This window comes from Maritalea sp., assembly GCF_051251695.1.
GTDB lineage: Bacteria > Pseudomonadota > Alphaproteobacteria > Rhizobiales > Devosiaceae > Maritalea.
This window is the reverse complement of the sequence record NZ_JBPOEU010000031.1, coordinates 1-16835: the sequence shown is the minus strand read 5'-3', so window position 1 is coordinate 16835 and position 16835 is coordinate 1. Positions and strand designations below refer to the sequence as shown.

At 48.7% G+C, this 16835-nt stretch carries 15 protein-coding genes; 11 read left to right on the top strand and 4 right to left on the bottom strand.

What is annotated here, in order from left to right:
* Positions 1–20: 20 nt before the first annotated feature.
* Positions 21–1019 (bottom strand): ABC transporter ATP-binding protein, encoded by a 999-nt coding sequence (locus ACSHWX_RS15520; RefSeq protein ID WP_435669144.1) that lies wholly within the window; start codon positions 1017–1019, stop codon positions 21–23.
* Positions 1009–1989: an ABC transporter ATP-binding protein gene (locus ACSHWX_RS15515; protein WP_435669143.1), complete on the bottom strand. Its 981-nt coding sequence runs from the start codon at positions 1987–1989 to the stop codon at positions 1009–1011. Before ACSHWX_RS15515 ends, ACSHWX_RS15520 begins: the two co-directional genes overlap by 11 nt.
* Positions 1990–2290: 301 nt before the next feature.
* Between ACSHWX_RS15515 and ACSHWX_RS15510 the strand changes: the two genes are divergently transcribed.
* Positions 2291–5503 (top strand): WD40/YVTN/BNR-like repeat-containing protein, encoded by a 3213-nt coding sequence (locus tag ACSHWX_RS15510; RefSeq protein WP_435669142.1) that lies wholly within the window; start codon positions 2291–2293, stop codon positions 5501–5503.
* Between the two features lie 5 nt (positions 5504–5508).
* Positions 5509–6708 carry an MFS transporter gene (locus tag ACSHWX_RS15505; RefSeq protein WP_435669141.1) on the top strand — a complete coding sequence of 400 codons (1200 nt, stop codon included), beginning with the start codon at positions 5509–5511 and terminating at the stop codon, positions 6706–6708.
* 66 nt (positions 6709–6774) lie between these two features.
* Here ACSHWX_RS15505 and ACSHWX_RS15500 read toward each other — a convergent pair whose 3' ends face one another.
* On the bottom strand, positions 6775–7389 hold the full coding sequence (locus tag ACSHWX_RS15500; protein ID WP_435669140.1) for a pyridoxamine 5'-phosphate oxidase family protein: 615 nt from the start codon (positions 7387–7389) through the stop codon (positions 6775–6777).
* Positions 7390–7583: 194 nt separating this feature from the next.
* On the opposite strand from ACSHWX_RS15500, the gene ACSHWX_RS15495 reads away from it, so the two are divergent.
* The 4 genes from ACSHWX_RS15495 to ACSHWX_RS15480 are packed head-to-tail and all read left to right on the top strand — an operon-like array spanning position 7584 to position 11197.
* Positions 7584–7874 (top strand): STAS domain-containing protein, encoded by a 291-nt coding sequence (locus ACSHWX_RS15495; RefSeq protein WP_435669139.1) that lies wholly within the window; start codon positions 7584–7586, stop codon positions 7872–7874.
* 7 nt (positions 7875–7881) lie between these two features.
* Positions 7882–8241: a response regulator gene (locus ACSHWX_RS15490; protein WP_435669138.1), complete on the top strand. Its 360-nt coding sequence runs from the start codon at positions 7882–7884 to the stop codon at positions 8239–8241.
* 30 nt (positions 8242–8271) lie between these two features.
* A complete protein-coding gene (locus tag ACSHWX_RS15485; protein WP_435669137.1) occupies positions 8272–10695 on the top strand; it encodes a chemotaxis protein CheW in 2424 nt (807 codons plus the stop codon).
* Positions 10696–10717: 22 nt separating this feature from the next.
* Complete coding sequence (locus tag ACSHWX_RS15480) at positions 10718–11197, top strand: chemotaxis protein CheW (RefSeq protein ID WP_435669136.1); 480 nt, start codon at positions 10718–10720, stop codon at positions 11195–11197.
* Positions 11198–11290: 93 nt separating this feature from the next.
* Here ACSHWX_RS15480 and ACSHWX_RS15475 read toward each other — a convergent pair whose 3' ends face one another.
* Entirely contained in the window at positions 11291–11644 is a 354-nt protein-coding gene (locus ACSHWX_RS15475; RefSeq protein WP_435669135.1) for a hypothetical protein, read from the bottom strand.
* A gap of 157 nt (positions 11645–11801) precedes the next feature.
* Here ACSHWX_RS15475 and ACSHWX_RS15470 point away from each other — a divergent pair, with 157 nt between their 5' ends.
* The 5 genes from ACSHWX_RS15470 to ACSHWX_RS15450 form a co-directional block, all read left to right on the top strand.
* Positions 11802–12383: a chemotaxis protein CheD gene (locus ACSHWX_RS15470; protein WP_435669134.1), complete on the top strand. Its 582-nt coding sequence runs from the start codon at positions 11802–11804 to the stop codon at positions 12381–12383.
* A gap of 344 nt (positions 12384–12727) precedes the next feature.
* The gene (locus ACSHWX_RS15465; protein ID WP_435669133.1) at positions 12728–13579 is read left to right on the top strand and encodes a CheR family methyltransferase; all 852 of its coding nucleotides are present in this window, start codon (positions 12728–12730) and stop codon (positions 13577–13579) included.
* Positions 13576–14637, top strand: coding sequence for a protein-glutamate methylesterase/protein-glutamine glutaminase (locus ACSHWX_RS15460; protein ID WP_435669132.1), 1062 nt, complete (start codon positions 13576–13578; stop codon positions 14635–14637). Before ACSHWX_RS15465 ends, ACSHWX_RS15460 begins: the two co-directional genes overlap by 4 nt.
* 113 nt (positions 14638–14750) lie before the next feature.
* Positions 14751–15122, top strand: a complete 372-nt coding sequence (locus tag ACSHWX_RS15455) for a response regulator (protein ID WP_435669131.1) — start codon at positions 14751–14753, stop codon at positions 15120–15122.
* A 207-nt stretch (positions 15123–15329) separates the two neighbouring features.
* A partial coding sequence (locus ACSHWX_RS15450) for a HAMP domain-containing protein (RefSeq protein ID WP_435669130.1) occupies positions 15330–16835 on the top strand: 1506 nt, incomplete at its 3' end.

The following is a 16835-nucleotide window of genomic DNA, read 5'->3' as shown; positions in this document are numbered from 1 at the left end:
GAATGCACCGAATTCCGAAATTATTTTTCGACCAAGTGGCAAGCCACGTTGGCCCCATTGTCAAGATGCAGCCATTCAGGCTCTTCGTCAAAACACTTTTCAATCGCCACCGGGCAACGCGTGCAAAAACGACACCCTTTTGGTGGGTTTGCCGGGCTTGGCACATCACCTTGCAAAACGATATGTTCGCGGGTTTTTTCGATCTCAGGATCGGGCACCGGCACGGCGGACAATAGCGCCTTCGTATAAGGATGACGTGGGTTCTTGTAGAGTTCTTCTTTAGGTGCGATTTCTACAATCTTGCCCAAATACATCACCGCCACTCGGTCAGCGATATGGCGCACCATGCTCAGATCGTGTGAGATGAACAAATAGGTCAGCCCCATACGATCTTGAATGTCTTGCAACAAGTTTACAACTTGGGCTTGGATCGAAACGTCAAGCGCCGCGATTGGCTCATCACAAACAATAAAGTCAGGCTCTAACGCCAAAGCTCGCGCAATACCAATACGCTGGCGCTGGCCGCCAGAAAACTCGTGCGGGTAACGGTTTACAAAATTGGGATTCATGCCCACAGATTCCAAAAGGCTTTTCACCTTTTCCCGTTTTTCTTTGGACGACAGTTTCGTGTGTTCATCCAGCGGTTCAGCAATAATGTCCCCAACCGTCATACGTGGGTTCAAACATGCTTGCGGATCCTGAAAAATCATTTGCATGCGCGGACGCATCTTTAGCATTTCCGACGGGTTAAGGCTGGAAATATCGACGCCCTCAAAATCAATTTGCCCTTCAGTCAGCTCATAAAGGCGCAACATGGCGCGCCCAGCTGTGGACTTCCCGCATCCGCTTTCGCCAACTAGGCCAAGCGTTTCACCGCGCTTAATTTCAAAATTGAGCCCATCGACTGCCTTAACTGAGCCAACTTGTCGGCGCAAAATGCCAGAGTGAATTGGAAAGTGGACCTTAAGGTTTTGAGCCTTGACGAGTGTCTCGCCATTCGCAGTCATATTAGCTGTCATGACGAGGCTTCTCCTTTTCAACATCCCACCAGCAGGCAACATCATGTACGCCTTCAATGCGCTCCAGCAGTGGGTTTTCATTGTGGCAGCGCTCAAATGCATGCTCGCAGCGTGGCGCAAATGGACACGATTTTGGTGCCGCGCCGATGTTTGGAGGTGAGCCTTTAATGCTACGAAGGCGGGTTTCGCCGCTGCCTTCTGCTGGCAATGTATCAAGCAACGCTCGCGTGTAAGGATGCAACGGACGTTTATAAAGATCGCCAACTTTGGCGTGCTCAACAACGAAGCCGCCATACATCACAACAATGCGGTCCGAAATCCCTGCAGCAACACCCAAATCGTGGGTAATCCAAACGATCGCCATGCCAAGCTTTTTACGTAGCTCTTTCACCAGCTCAATAATTTGAGCTTGGATCGTTACGTCTAGAGCTGTTGTGGGTTCATCTGCAATTAGGATTTGCGGGTCACATGCCAAAGCGATGGCGATCATTACCCTTTGGCGCATACCGCCAGAAAACTGGTGTGGAAAATCATCTAGTCGGCCAGCGGCGCCGGGAATGCCCACAAGCTCCAATAATTCGATTGCACGTTCGCGCGCCTGCTTTTTATCCATTTCCAGATGTTCAATCAGCGGCTCCATAATTTGGAAGCCGACGTTGAAAACGGGATTAAGCGATGTCATGGGATCTTGGAAGATGAAACCGATCTTGCCGCCACGAATTTTACGTAGCTCTTCGGGTTCCATCTGCAAAAGGTCTTGGCCGTCAAACATGACTACGCCCGATGCGATCTCTGCTGGTGGAATTGGTAGCAACTTGAGCAACGACATCATCGTTACACTTTTGCCTGACCCACTTTCACCTACAACACTTAGTAATTCACCCTCTTCAAGATGAAAGCTGATGCCGTTAACAGCATGCACAACACCATCTTGAGTGTGGAATACGGTCTTTAGGTCCGTAACGTCCAATACTGGCTTAATAGCCCTTCCCCCTCGGAATTCTTATTTTTTTCGAAAACAGTATCCATCGCGTCGAAAAATTCAAGAACAAAAATGTCTTACAATCTATATTATTGGTCCTTGCCAACTTTAGCTAAAGGTGCATTCATTGATTGGTTGAACCATTTACTTGTGTGCTGAGTGCAGTAAAGAAATGCATCAAGACATGTTCTATGTTTTGGTAAACCTATGTTTATATTTAAAAAACGAGTGAGTGTACTCGTTGTTACTAGTCTGCGGGTTTGGATAGTTGTTCAGGAGGAATTGATAGATGGCGACGAAGTCAGAAATGGTGAACAGGGACGATGCGCATTCACCCGAAAAAGCGGATTTGGTGAGCTCGGGATTGAATTGGCGATGCATTGGCCCGCCACGCGGCGGACGCGTTGTGGCCGTTGCTGGTGATCCAATTGATCCAATGACCTTCTATTTTGGCGCCTGTGCGGGGGGTGTTTGGAAAACTGAAGACGGCGGCACCCTTTGGGAAAACGTTTCTGACGGCTATTTTAACAGCGCAACAGTTGGCGCTTTGGCCGTGTCTGAAAGTGACCCCAATGTGATTTATGCCGGCATGGGGGAAACCACCATCCGGATCGATGTTTCCTACGGCGATGGCGTTTATAAATCCACAGACGGCGGCGAAAGTTGGACACATTTGAGTCTTGAAGAGACACGCCATATTGCAGAGATTCGTATTCATCCTGACGACCCAGATATCGTTTATGTTGCTGCTTTTGGCCATGCGTTTGGCAAAAACAAAGAACGCGGTATTTATCGCTCTTTCGATGGTGGTGAGAACTGGGAACTGGTTCTACACGAAAGTGATGGGGCAGGGGCGATCGACCTTGCCATGGACCCCAACAATCCACGCCATTTAATGGCAACAACTTGGGAGGCGCACCGACATTTTTGGACCTTGTCCAGTGGTGGGCCGGGAAGTAAAATTTATCGTTCAAAAGATGGTGGCGACACATGGGAAAATATCACCGATCGGCCCGGATTTGCCAAAGGCATGTTGGGTAAAATGGGCGTCGCCATTTCACCTGCTCAGTCAGGTCGAGTTTGGGCACTTGTTGAGGCTAAAGGCATTGAAGGTGCGCTTTATCGATCAGACAATTTTGGCGATAGTTGGGAACGCGTTAGCCCAAACCGCGACCTATTGCATCGGCCTTGGTACTATATGCACGTGTTTGCCGACACCACCAATCCGGACACGGTTTATGTGACCAATTACCAAATGTGGAAATCCACGGACGGGGGACGAAATTTTGATGAAATCACAACCCCACATGGCGATAATCATGACCTGTGGATCGATCCGGTAAATAATCAGCGCATGGTTCAAGGCAATGATGGCGGTGGAAACGTTTCGTTTAACGGCGGCAAAACCTGGACGTCGATTTACAATCAGCCAACGGCTCAATTCTATCGGATGGACATCGACAACCAATATCCATATCGCCTGTACGCCACCCAACAAGACAATACCTCCATTTCGGTGCCGTCGGCGACCGAATGGGGAGCCATCACCCTGGGTGATTGCACCTATCCCGGCACCGGTGAAAGTGGTTTTATCGCCGTACACCCCGACGATGCGAACATCGTATATGTCGGCGCGGTAGGCTCATCTCCGGGCGGTAGCGGGGCGTTGCAACGATATGATCAACGTACAAAGCAAAGCCAGTTGATCAATGTCTGGCCCGAAGAAAATACTGGATTTCGCCCTCGCGACCTAAAATATAGGTTTGCCTGGACGTTCCCAATCCATTTCTCACCGCATGATTCAAATGTTATTTATGCAGGCGGCAATCATGTGTTTAAGACGACAGATGAGGGCAAAAGCTGGACAGTAATCAGCCCAGACCTGAGCCTAAATGACCCTGAAAAGCTTGGCTATTCCGGCGGGCCGCTTACGGGCGACAGTGCAGGGGCAGAAACCTATGCGTCTCTTTCAACTTTTGTTGAATCAGTGCATCGCCAAGGCGAATTATGGGCGGGAACCGACGATGGTTTGATCCATGTTAGCCGCGACGCTGGTGCGAATTGGCAAAATGTAACGCCACCTGATCTGCCAGAATTGGCTTACATCGGCTCCATTGAGGTTTGTGCTCAAAACCCAGACAAAATTTATGTCGCGGCTACGCGTTTCAAGCTCGATGACTATTCTCCTTATCTCTATCTCTCCAATGATAGCGGAAAGAGTTGGAAATCGATCAATGGCGACATGCCCAAAGGCGAGATAACGCGCGTGTTGCGTTCTGATCCCGTTTCTGCGGACTTACTGTTTGTTGGCACAGAGACCGGCATCTTTTATTCTTTAGATGATGGCGAAGATTGGGTGCGCATGGACGGTGGTTTCCCTGTTGTGCCGGTTTATGACATCAAAATCAAAAACGAAGATTTGGCCGTGGCAACACACGGGCGATCTTTCTGGATCGCGGACGATGTGACCCCACTGCGTGAAATGGCGAAAAAACACGACGTCACCCATGGTGAGATGTTGTTCAAACCTCGTGATACGGTGCGGCAAAAGCTTCATTGGGCAACAGGTGTTTTTGATGGCGACGGAAAGAATTACAGCCCAGCATTTGGCGTTGGCGGAACGACGTTTAATAAGCCACAGAGCGACGGCACAACCAAGAATGTGCATTATGATGTAGGCGAAAACCCGCCAAATGGTGCGATCATTTACTATTGGTTTGATGAGAAACCTGAAGGGCTTGTCGAACTCATTTTTAAAAGCGAAGACGGCGAGGTGATTGCCACATTCTCTAGCGACGAAGATGAAAAGCCAAACCGCAAAATTACGAAACATGCGGGGTTAAATCGATTTATCTGGGACCTTCATTTGTCGGCACCCACGCCATTCGATCAAAGCTTGATCAACAAGCCCTATGAACCTCTGGCTAAGTCCGGGGACGGGCGTGGTCCACGGGTGAGTACGGGCACTTATCTTGTTGAATTGGATGCAGAAGGCGCAAAAATTGAGCAGCAATTTGCTGTTGTGAAAGACCCGCGTGTTGAGGTTACGCAAGACGAGCTGGACCAACAGTTCAATGAGTTGAACATGCTGCATGACTGTCAGAGCCGATTGCGCGAAGGGGTCAACAGTTTACGTTATTTGCGTCAACAATTGGATGGGCTTGAGCGCAAAATGGGCAAAGGCCATAAGGGGTTGGTCGAAGAGGCTGCCAAGATTGGAGAACAGCTGACCGGAATTGAAGGCGCGCTGGTCAACCGGTTTAAAGAAACCCCACGCGATGTGTTGCGTCACCCCGCCGGGTTGGACGATACGCTTGGAGAGCTTGCTTGGGCTCTTTCAATTGCGGATACGGCACCTACTCTGCAGGTTGTTGAAGTAAGCGAAGACGTACGCGCCAAAGTGGCGGCTCAACTGGCTGAATTGCAAACAATAATTGATGGGCCTATCGCTGCGTTAAATACTGAAATTGGTAAATCTGGGGTGCCAGCAATTTCCATATGAGCCAGATGTCCAACGTAAACCAAAATCTGTGGCGGATTACCGCCGCAGATTTTATCGTTCGCACTGCCTACCAGATGGGTAAGTCACCGCTGCTGCCGCTGTTCGCAGCAAGCCTTGGGGCTGGTTCTGCGTTGCTTGGGCTTATTGTTTCGGTGTCAACAATTAGCGGCCTGTTTTTAAAGCCCATATTTGGTTTTCTGTCTGATCGCTCGGGGCGAAAACTTTGGATGTTAATCGGGGTATGTTTTTTCGCGTTCACACCCGTCCTCTATTGGTTTGTTCAGACCCCCGAACAGTTATTTGGATTGCGGCTGTTTCATGGGCTGGCAACGGCTATATTCGGGCCCGTCACTCTGGCCTATGTTGCTTCGCTCGCGCTGGAAAAGCGGGCGACGCGGCAAGGCTGGTTTGGTCTCGCTCGTTCTGGAAGTTACCTGATTGCACCTACTGCCTCGGCATGGATGCTTGGATTTATGGAACCGGCAGCGGTCTTTTCTATCGTCGGAGCAATCAGCCTGCTAGCGTTTATTCCTGTGTTGATGTTGGAAGAGCCCAAAGCAGCAAAGCCACCGCCAGCATCTAACACAAATCACATGTCGGAGTTTTTGGCTGCAGCACGTCAGGCAGCGAAAGCGCCAATATTGTGGTTTGCTGGCTCAATTGAGATGCTGGTCTATATCTCAACTTACGCCATAAAAGCGTTCTTGCCGCTTTATGCTCATTTAGAGTTGGGTGTAGATTTGCTAACCGTTGGCATTTTCTTTTCGCTTCAAGAAGCTGGAAATCTCGTTGCCCGACCGTTTGGCGGTATGCTTGCGGATCGGTTTGGCCTGCGCCCGGTTTTGGCGTTTGCATTGGCAATTTTGAGCGGATGCATCTTCTTGTTGCTCTTTGCAACGACCGGATATGAACTTGTGCTAATTGCCATCGTCATGGGGCTAACCCTTGGCGTCACATTGCCAACGATAATTGCTTTTTACAGTTTAGAACTTGAAGACAGAAATCTTGGGCTTGGGATGGGCCTGCTGGGCACAATCCGCAACATGGGCAAGGTCGTTGGCCCGATCGCTGGCGGATTGATTTTGTCTGTGGCGAGCTATCAAACATTTTTCATCACTTGCTCACTTGTGATTTTATCGCTGGCCGTTGCCCTGTTTCTCGGCTGGGTCGGAGAAGCAAATCCAAATGCCCGTGCTCAAGATTGAAAAGCAGAGGAAGTAATCGCGCGTACTTTCTCCGCTCTTGTCGAGGTGCTACTTCACACCAACCCGCTACCACATGGTTTTTTTGGCGCGACCTAACCATTCATCATCATATTTTTGCCCACCAACTTCTCCTTGAGTAAGGGCCGCCAAAACCTGCCCTGCGGTAGGGAGTGTTTTTGGGTCGACGTGATGGGCAACATCCCACATATGGGAGCGCATGAGCGCACGGGCGCATTGAAAATAAACGCGATCAACCCGCAGCACAATTGCTGAGCGAGGTGCTTTTCCATCCACTTCAAATGAATGCAATAACGTCTCGTCTGTTGTGATACGCGCCTGCCCATTTGCGCGTAGTACAGTGTGACTGCCCGGAATAAGAAACATAAAAGATGTGCGTGGATCACGCACAATATTACGCAACGAGTCGATGCGGTTATTGCCTCGACGGTCGGGCATAATCAGCGTTTTTTCGTCATGGATGCGCACAAAACCGGGTTGGTCGCCTCGAGGGGAGCAATCAATGCCCTCATCTGCAACCGTTGCGAGCCCAACAAACGGGGATGATTGTATAAATTGGGCGTAAATATCGGCAATGTGATCAACTTCTTTGACCAAAGAGGCCGGTGACGGGCTTGTGCCGTAGATGTTTTCGAGTTGCTCTACTGAAGAAATAAATTGCATGCACTTTGATCCCTAAGTGGCTGTTTTGCTCACATTATGCCCCAGTTTGATTCGGGGCAATTGGCGGCGTTTATTCAATTGTTTGGGCGATTAGAACCCACCAATATGGTCTTCTTTCAATATGGTTAGGATTTATTAAACAGTTCCGCGTGAAACTGCGGGAGAATGAATCGCGTTTTCGGGGGATGCCCACCATGGCAGACACGCAGCTAAATCAGATCAAATTGCCTGCAATTGCAGATATCGGCGCAGTGGATGAATTGCGTGATGAAATGCTTGAAGCGTTAAATAACGGCGATCTCGAAGTGAACCTTGAAATGGTAGAACGCGTCTCAACCAATGCATTGTTTATGCTTTTGAGTGCCGCTCAAACCGCAAAAAACCATAATTTTAAATTCTTGCTAAGCGCACCAAGCGAACATTTTTCCAACGCTCTTGAGACGTTGGGCTTGGATAGCGCATTTGCACCATTGATGAAAGGATAGTTCGTTTATGCGTGTACTCACAGTGGACGACTCTCGCACGATTTTGGCAATGCTCCAGCATACGCTGGCCGGTGCGGGATACGAAGTGCTTCAAGCCGAAAATGGCCAAGAAGGGCTCGACGTCTTGGGCAACGAAGAAGTTGATGTGGTGATAACCGATATCAATATGCCGATTATGGATGGCATCGAGTTTATCAAAAATGTGCGCTCATCCGGGCAATATCAAAGTTTGCCAATTTTGATTTTGACCACAGAGACCAGTCAAGACAAACGGGACCAAGGGCGCGCTGCTGGCGGTACTGGCTGGATTGTGAAGCCGTTTGATCCGGCAAAGTTGTTGAGCGTGATCAAGAAGGTTTCGCACTAAAAGTTAACCAGTTGTATCGTTGGATGTGTCATGAGCGAATTAGACGAATTTAAGGCTACCTATTTCGATGAATGTTCCGAGCTCCTCACCGAGCTTGAAGAGCAATTCATGGCGATTGAAGAAGGCGACCGGGACCCGGAACGTCTTAATGCTGTATTCCGTGCCATCCATTCGATAAAAGGGGGCGCAGGTGCCTTCGGTTTTACCGGTCTAGTAAGTTTTGCGCATAGCTTTGAGACGCTTCTCGACTTCGTTCGCGATGGCCGTATTGAGCTGAATCCAGAGGTTTTGAAGCTGTGTATCAGTTCAAGCGACCTTGTGGCGGACTTTGTTTCCGCAGCGCAAGACGAACGCGAGCTTGAAGAGGGATATGGCGCTGAGCAAAAAGCGGCCTTTGACGCTCTGTGCAATCCTGATGGCGAAGGTGGCGAGCATTCTACTGATGATTTTGACATTGAATTTACTCCAGTAATGGTGGGTGCGGGCACTGAAGCGTCATCAACCGAAGAAGACGTGTTTGACAATCCTCCTTTGATTTCTGGCGACGATACAGATTTGGGTGCGGCGCTGAGCGATGCCGAGGATGAATTCCCTGACTCAGATATCACGTTCGTTGACGATAGCCCTGCCGGTGAAACGACAGATGCGTGGACGTTGACATTTACGCCGCTTCCCGCACTTTTTGAACGCGCAAACGATCCGCTACTTTTGTTCCGCGAACTGGCCATCGTAGGCGAATCCAATGTGGTTGCTGAAATTCGGGAAATTCCTGAACTGGATCAGTTCGAGCCATTTCAACCCTATTGCAAATGGATCATAACGCTAAAGGGTGACGATGTTACCGAAGAGCGAATTCGAGAAGTTTTTGAATTCGTGGAAGGTGATTGTGAAATTGAAATCACCCCTCCGGGCACCGCAATAGAGCCTGTCGCAGCGTCATTGGTTGGCAATTTAGAAGAAATAGAACCCACTCAAGCAGCTCCAATTGAGGATGCAAAACTTGAGGACACAAGTTCTAAAGAAGCAGGCGCTGACGACGCGGGTGATGAAGCCCCTAGTTTTGCGGACCTTGCCGGTGAACTCGGCGTTGATATGAATAAACCCGATGTGGCCGAAGAAGAAGATGACACAGCACAGGGTTCTGATGCTCAAGCTTCCGATGAAGCGACACCCGAGCTTGCATTGGCCGACATACCTGCGGCCGAACCGACGCCTGCGCCCGCAGTCGTTGTGAATAATGCTGTCGCGAAGCCCAAAACAAACGAAAAGCCTCCTGTTCAGTCTATTCGTGTGGATCTCGACAAGGTTGACCGTGTGGTAAACATGGTTGGCGAATTGGTGATCACTCAATCAATGCTCACCCAGCAAATGGATGAGACATTGCGTGACAAGTATCAAGAGCTTGTTCGGGGTATCGAAGTGTTGGCGCAAACCACGCGTGGACTACAAGATTCGGTTATGGCGATCCGCGCACAGCCGGTAAAATCTGTATTCTCACGCATGCCAAGACTAGTACGTGAACTTGCCAATAAAACGGGCAAGAAGATCAAGCTCGAAATGGTCGGTGAACATACTGAGATCGACAAAACTGTGATTGAGCAGTTGTCCGATCCACTAACCCACATGATCCGGAATTCGGCGGACCACGGTATCGAGTCCATTGAAACCCGCACGGGTAAGGGCAAATCCGACACGGGCACAATTACACTGTCAGCGGAGCAAGCCGGCGGTAATATTTTGATTATCGTGGAAGACGATGGTGCAGGTATCAACCGCGAACGTGTGCTGGAAACAGCAAGAGACCGTGGTGTTGTTGGTCAAGAACAGACCCCGTCAGATGAGCAAATTGACAACCTTATATTTGCACCCGGGTTCTCAACTGCTTCGGAAGTTTCAGATATTTCTGGTCGTGGTGTGGGCATGGACGTTGTATTGTCCAACATCAAAAAAATCGGCGGTTCGGTTCATGTGCGTTCTATTCCAGGACGCGGAACCAGAATGACGTTGCGCTTGCCGCTTACATTGGCGGTTCTTGATGTGATGCTCGTGTCAGTCGCGGGTTGCCCATATGTTGTGCCATTGTCTTCAATTGTTGAAACAATTCAAGCTGGACGTGCCGACTTTGGTAAAGTGCCAAGTGGTGCGCGATTGCTTCAAATTCGTGGCGAATATGTGCCGGTCGTTGACCTTGCAACGCGCTTCGCCATGTACACAGAGGCTGAAGAAAAAGATCGTTTTGTTGTGCTTTGCGAAGCAGAAGGCACCAACAAACTTGCGATCATCGTTGATGAAATCATCGGTCAGCAGCAAGTTGTGATTAAGAGTTTAGAAGAAAACTATGAACGTATCGATGGCATTGCCGGTGGTACAATTTTAGGTGACGGTCAAGTTGCCCTAATCGTTGATGTGCAGAGCCTTAAAACGCCAACAGGCCATCGCAGCGCGGCGGCGTAACGCGAAAGATTGAGAGGAAGTTATGGAAGCCAGTGAACTTAGCGCGAACGATCTTGAAGTCGGCGGTGCCAATTCAATTCAATTGATCGCATTTTCGATCGGCGAACAAGCATACGGCGTGGAAATCACCACTGTTCGAGAAATTCGAGCATGGAATGGTGCGACACCATTACCAAACACCCGCGAATTTGTGCGCGGTGTGGTAAACCTGCGAGGAACGATCGTACCAATTTTTGACCTACGCGCCCGTTTTGGGGCAGGCGTAACCGAGGTAACGAAAACCCATGTGGTTGTTGTTTTGGCGGTTGGTGAAAAATGGATTGGTATCTTGGTTGATGCCGTTTCTGATATTTTGACCGTGCAAAAAAATGATATCCATTCTGTGCCTGAGGGTGAGAATATGGATTCAGAATTGCTCAATGGCATTGTGACCCACGACAATAAGATGTTGGGGTTGATTGATTTGGTGGCTGTTGTCGGCCGGGCAACGGAAGATGCCTAAAGCGTAGCAAGCAACATCAAATTGAGATTAAAACAAAAAAGGCCCGGTTTTGACCGGGCTTTTTATTGTGTTCATTTGGGGGAATGTCGAAATCTAGAATAGCTCGATATCATCGTGCTTGGCACGTCCGGCAATGCCAGAGAGATTGGGCTTTCGCAATTCGTCCAACGTCAAGTCTGCCCAAACATCCACGCCGTCTAGTTTTTCAGATACTTCAACTAATTCCGCCATCGATCTGGCGGCATTAGCAATATTATCGCATCGTTGCTGGATGCGATCTTGGGCTTGAAGCGCAACAATAATTTGTTGAATCGCGACAGTGCGCGCATCCTGACATTCACGATTCTCATCCATCAAAATGGACAAGCCCTCGCTAATTTTGTCGACCATCTCTGCGGTCTGTCTGGATGTTTCGTCAAGCTCAATGGCAAGTTTGGCCAAAGACATATCTATTCCCCCCATTTCCAACGCTATCCACACTACATTGGATTTCCTAACCGCCACTTTCAAAAACTGCCAATAAAGTAATTGTTTTTATTGTGGTTAGCAGTTCACTAACAAATTCGCTGTTACCTTAGGAGGAAATGATAACAGGTAGAATCAAGTGACAGCATCTGTAAAATCTCCGCGAGACATTCCAAGAAGTGCAACTGTTCAAGTTCACCAAGGCGATTGCCACGTTTCAGGTGAATCAGAAAAGGCCTTCTCAACGGTCCTGGGGTCCTGCATCGCTGCATGTGTGCGCGATAAAGTGACAGGCGTCGGGGGGATGAATCACTTTTTATTGGGCATTCAATCTGACAGTTCCAAGGATAAATATGGCGAGTCAGCGCGTTATGGCGCATACGCCATGGAAGAACTCATCAACAAGGTGCTCACCCAAGGTTCCGGCCAACGTGCTGAATTGGAAATTAAGGTGTTCGGCGGCGGCAATATCAACCAAAAAATGGATGATGTTGGCGCGAAAAATGCCGCTTTTGTGCGCGGGTTCTTAGCGGCAGAGGGATATAAAGCTGCGGTGGAAGATCTTGGCGGTACCTATGCCCGACGGGTGGTTTTTCAGCCTGTTCCCGGACGTGTTTTTGTAAAGCATCTGGATAGTTCAGTTAATGACGGCCTGATCAAGGACGAAATTTCGAAGGCGAACAAACCAGTGGAAACGCACGACGATATCGAATTGTTCTAAAATTGAACTATTCCTTATCATTTCGTTTACACGGCCTTGTGCTGGCAATATTCTATTAACCATTCCAATTTAATGTCAGATGTGAGTGGTGGCGCCATTATGGCGCCGCGCTGCTTGCATTTTGAACTAAAATTGCCGCTGGGATCGCCTATTAATTCACATTGTCGATAAACATTTACCAAAAATAAGGGGTGAATGGTGACAATAAGGGGAATGAGGGTTTTGAAGCAAACACACTGCTTGCTTCATCAAACCTAACTTAGGCGTTGGCACAAGCCGACTAAAATCGTCAGTTGAACAATTGTACCAAGCGGTATGGGTATCAAAAGGGGCAAGTAGCAAAGATGGACAGTGGTGAAATCTCTTTGTCGGATCGCGAATTTGAAGCGGTAAGAAACAAGGTTTACGATTTGGCGGGCATCTCTATGAGTGACGCTAAACGTACACTTGTGGTTTCGCGACTTTCTAAAATTATTCGCCGGCTAAACCTTGATACATTTTCATCCTACCTAGATCATTTGGATCGTGGTGCATCAGCTGATGATGTCCAAGAATTTATCAATGCGCTGACGACGAACCTGACGCGGTTCTTCCGGGAAGATCATCACTTTGCACATCTGAGTGAACATATTGGCAGTATCGTCAATAATCCGGCGAACCCAAACCGTTCTCGATTGCGAATTTGGTCGGCTGGGTGTTCCACAGGACAAGAGCCATATACAATTGCTCTGAGCCTATTGGCAGCTTACCCAAAATTGAAAAGCTGGGACTTTAAAATTCTAGCGACTGACATCGACACAAACGTCGTGGAAAAGGCCCAAACGGGTCTTTATAAAGCCGGTGACCTATCTGGACTTTCGCCAGAACGGGTAAAGCTTTTTGATCGCGACAGTGACGGGACGGTTCGCATTCCAGAACATGCAAGATCTGTGGTCACATTTAAGTCATTGAACTTGATGGAAAAATGGCCAATTAAAGGCCCGTTTGACGCGGTGTTCTGTCGGAACGTAGCGATTTACTTCAATAAACCGACCCAAGAAAAAATGTTCACGCGAATGGGCGAACTATTGGCACCAGGCGCGTTTCTTTATATCGGGCATTCTGAAAACCTAAACTCGGTTGCGGACAAATTTAAACTTGTTGGCAAAACCATTTACGAGAATAAACTTGGCTCAAGTGCACGGAGTGCCGCATGATCAAAGTTCTGGTTGTTGACGATTCTGCCCTCATACGAGAAGTGCTTTCATCGCTTCTGTCGGCGGACTCTGAAATTCATGTGGTCGGCACAGCGTGTGACCCCATCGATGCTAGGGGCAAAATTAAAACGTTGAACCCCGACGTGGTAACGCTTGATATTGAGATGCCAAACATGAATGGTTTGGAATTTCTCGAAAAAATCATGCGGCTGCGACCCACGCCAGTGGTTATGATTTCAACATTGACCCAAAAAGGCGCGCGCGAAACATTGCTTGCCCTTGAATTGGGCGCGGTAGATTTTGTCGCAAAACCGGGCCATGATCTAGCCGGCGGTCTTGAGCAATTTGGTAAAGAGGTGCGCGAGAAAGTTATCGCGGCGGCACAGTCAGATGTGCGCGGACGTGCTATGGCGCGCCAACCACAAACCGCTCAATCACGTCAGAAACCAATTCCATCAGGCGCAAAAGTTGCAGGCAGTTCACTTATTGCAATTGGCGCATCAACGGGTGGTGTTGAAGCGATCAAGACAGTTTTGTCAGGTTTGCCAAAAGACGCTCCGCCGGTGATCATTGCTCAACATATGCCTGCCGGTTTTACGGAGAGATTTGCAGCGCGTCTTGATGAGACGTGCGAAATGACGGTGACCGAAGCAAAAGAGCGTGAATTGTTGGTGCCCGGACATGCTTATGTGGCACCAGGGGATTTCCACTTGAGAGTGGAACGTTCATCAGGTCAACTTAAGTGCCGATTAGGTGAGGACGCAACAGTGTCTGGCCATCGACCATCCGTTGATGTTCTGTTTGAATCGGTGGCTAAGCAAGTTGGTGCTGATGCAGTCGGGGCAATTCTTACCGGAATGGGTAAAGATGGAGCGATGGGCATAAAACAAATGCATGATGCGGGATGTTTTACCATCGGACAAAGCAAGTCATCGGCCTTGATTTATGGCATGCCACGCGCTGCGATGGAATTAGGCGGAATTGTTGAAGAAGCTCCAGTAGAAAAAATTGCCGAAAAACTAATGACAGCTTTGGTGCGACGCACCAAAGCAGCCTAAATGCCTACACGGGCATTGAGGGATTAGTAACGGTTAACAGATATGGTTTGGTGAATGTACCTTTTACGAAAACAGACAAATAGAGGCATCTGCTAATGCCTAAAGCGAGCTCAATGTGTGTATTGATTGTTGATGACCAACAATCGATGCGAGGAATCTGTAAGTTTATTTTGAACCAACTAGGGTTCAAAAATATTGTCGAGGCAAAATCTGGCCGCGATGCACTGATGAAGCTCGAGTCCGCGAATGTCGATCTAATTATTTCGGATTGGAATATGGACGATGTCGACGGTTTGACGCTTCTCAAAGTAATTCGCAAGCATCCGCGTACGTCTGGGATGCCTTTCATTATGGCCACAGGTCGTGGTGATAAAGAGCAAGTGAAAGAAGCGATTAGTTGCGGGGTAAATAACTACGTTATTAAGCCCTTCGATGCTGGCACAATGAAAAAGAAAATTGAGGCAGTAATCGGCGCACTAAGCTAGTATTTCACGCCAATACAATACCAATTATAGGCCTCTCCATGCAAATGGAGGGGCCTTTTTATTTAGAATTGATTTAGAAGTTTCGTTGTAGGGTTAGTAACCAAAACAGATCGTTCGAATATTTCGGTGTAATACCTCTCGAATAATCATCGCATCGGCACATCCTGTTCGTTGTGAGTTTGCAAGATTGAGGCGGAGATAGGCTCGATGTTAAAAAAGTTTAAGTTACCAACCATCAAAATTGCGCAAAAGCTGCCGCTGGTGCTTATCGGCGCCGCGCTATTTGTTGCGCTTGGTGTGGGCGTTGTGAGTTATCGCTTAAGTGAATCCACGGTTGGCCAATTGGCAGAACAAAGATTATCCACCATCGCAAGCATTCGCGCCCAATCACTGGTCGAACTGCTGGATAAGATGAAGGTCGACTTGGTCAAAACTGCCAGCGATCAACAGTTGGGCGGCACCTTTGGTGAGTTGCGCAGCACCTGGGAGCAAGCTGATAAAGCTGATCCCACCGCATTCTTGCAAGATGGCTTTATCACCAATAATCCACATGCTGAAAATGAACGTCACTTGGCCAATACAGCCAAGCAATTCACCAACTATGACTTTACGCATTCACGGGTTCATCCAAACTTTTCGACCCAAGCCGTAAATGCTGGTTATCGCGATATTCTTTTGGTGAGTGCTGATGGCGTGGTTGTCTACAGTGTGTTTAAAAACCAAGATTTTGCGACAAAAGTTGAGCCTGGTTCAACACTTGATGTTCTATTAGGTAAAGCACTTAAGGCAGGCGAGGGCGAAGTTGCCTTCTCCGATTTTGCTCCTTACGCATCATATGGCGGACAAGCAGCAAGTTTCATGGCGACACCCGTTGCTGATTCAAAAGGTAACGTTGCCGGCGCATTGGTGTTTGGCTTGCCGATCGACACTATTGCCAGTTTTGTGGGCTTGAAGAAAGGCCTGGGCGAAACAGGCGAAACGCTTCTTGTCGGTGCAGATAACGTTTTGCGTGTCAACTCTAGTTTCACCGAGGAAAACGACCAATTTACAACGGTTTTCGAAACTGAAGCTGTTACCGCTGCGATCAATGGTGAAGAGGCCCGTAGCGTTTCGACCGGCTACCGCAATCAAAAAATGCATGTCGAAGCAGTGCCTGTAACATTTGCAGATGTCAGTTGGGCGATGGTCGCGGTGGAGAGTTTTGACGCTTTGCACAAGCCTGTTGTTGAACTGCGTAATATGATGCTGATCGTCGGCGGGGCGACTATGTTGCTCGCGGTCTTGGTTGGCTTGTTTTTCTCTCGCTCCATAACGGGTTCCATTTCGAGCCTTACAGCGACAATGCGTGATTTATCAGAAGGTGATTTAGACGTTGAAGTGCGCGAAGCGACCCGAACTGACGAATTAGGTGAGATGGGGCGTGCAGTGGAAGTGTTCCGTGAAAACGGCATCAAAGTGCTGCAAATGACTGAAGAAGAAAAAGAGGCCAGCAAACGCCGTGGTGAAGAACGCGTGCAGATGATGGCTGAACTTCAAGGTGCCTTTGGTGTTGTGGTTGATGCGGCTGTGGGCGGAGATTTCTCCCAGCGGGTGCAAACTGAATTCCCCGACGAAGAGCTGAACCGCTTGGCAACGGGCGTTAACTCCCTCGTCGAAACGGTTGATCGCGGTATTCGCGATACAGGTGAGGTTTTGGCAGCATTGGCCAATACC

Coding starts and splice junctions, on each gene's coding strand:
- ACSHWX_RS15465 (WP_435669133.1), top strand. CDS start 12,728: ATGGACAGTGGTGAAATCTCTTTGTCGGATCGCGAATTTGAAGCGGTA.
- ACSHWX_RS15455 (WP_435669131.1), top strand. CDS start 14,751: ATGTGTGTATTGATTGTTGATGACCAACAATCGATGCGAGGAATCTGT.
- ACSHWX_RS15475 (WP_435669135.1), bottom strand. CDS start 11,644: ATGTCTTTGGCCAAACTTGCCATTGAGCTTGACGAAACATCCAGACAG.
- ACSHWX_RS15520 (WP_435669144.1), bottom strand. CDS start 1,019: ATGACAGCTAATATGACTGCGAATGGCGAGACACTCGTCAAGGCTCAA.
- ACSHWX_RS15495 (WP_435669139.1), top strand. CDS start 7,584: ATGGCAGACACGCAGCTAAATCAGATCAAATTGCCTGCAATTGCAGAT.
- ACSHWX_RS15485 (WP_435669137.1), top strand. CDS start 8,272: ATGAGCGAATTAGACGAATTTAAGGCTACCTATTTCGATGAATGTTCC.
- ACSHWX_RS15460 (WP_435669132.1), top strand. CDS start 13,576: ATGATCAAAGTTCTGGTTGTTGACGATTCTGCCCTCATACGAGAAGTG.
- ACSHWX_RS15505 (WP_435669141.1), top strand. CDS start 5,509: ATGTCCAACGTAAACCAAAATCTGTGGCGGATTACCGCCGCAGATTTT.
- ACSHWX_RS15490 (WP_435669138.1), top strand. CDS start 7,882: ATGCGTGTACTCACAGTGGACGACTCTCGCACGATTTTGGCAATGCTC.
- ACSHWX_RS15500 (WP_435669140.1), bottom strand. CDS start 7,389: ATGCAATTTATTTCTTCAGTAGAGCAACTCGAAAACATCTACGGCACA.
- ACSHWX_RS15510 (WP_435669142.1), top strand. CDS start 2,291: ATGGCGACGAAGTCAGAAATGGTGAACAGGGACGATGCGCATTCACCC.
- ACSHWX_RS15480 (WP_435669136.1), top strand. CDS start 10,718: ATGGAAGCCAGTGAACTTAGCGCGAACGATCTTGAAGTCGGCGGTGCC.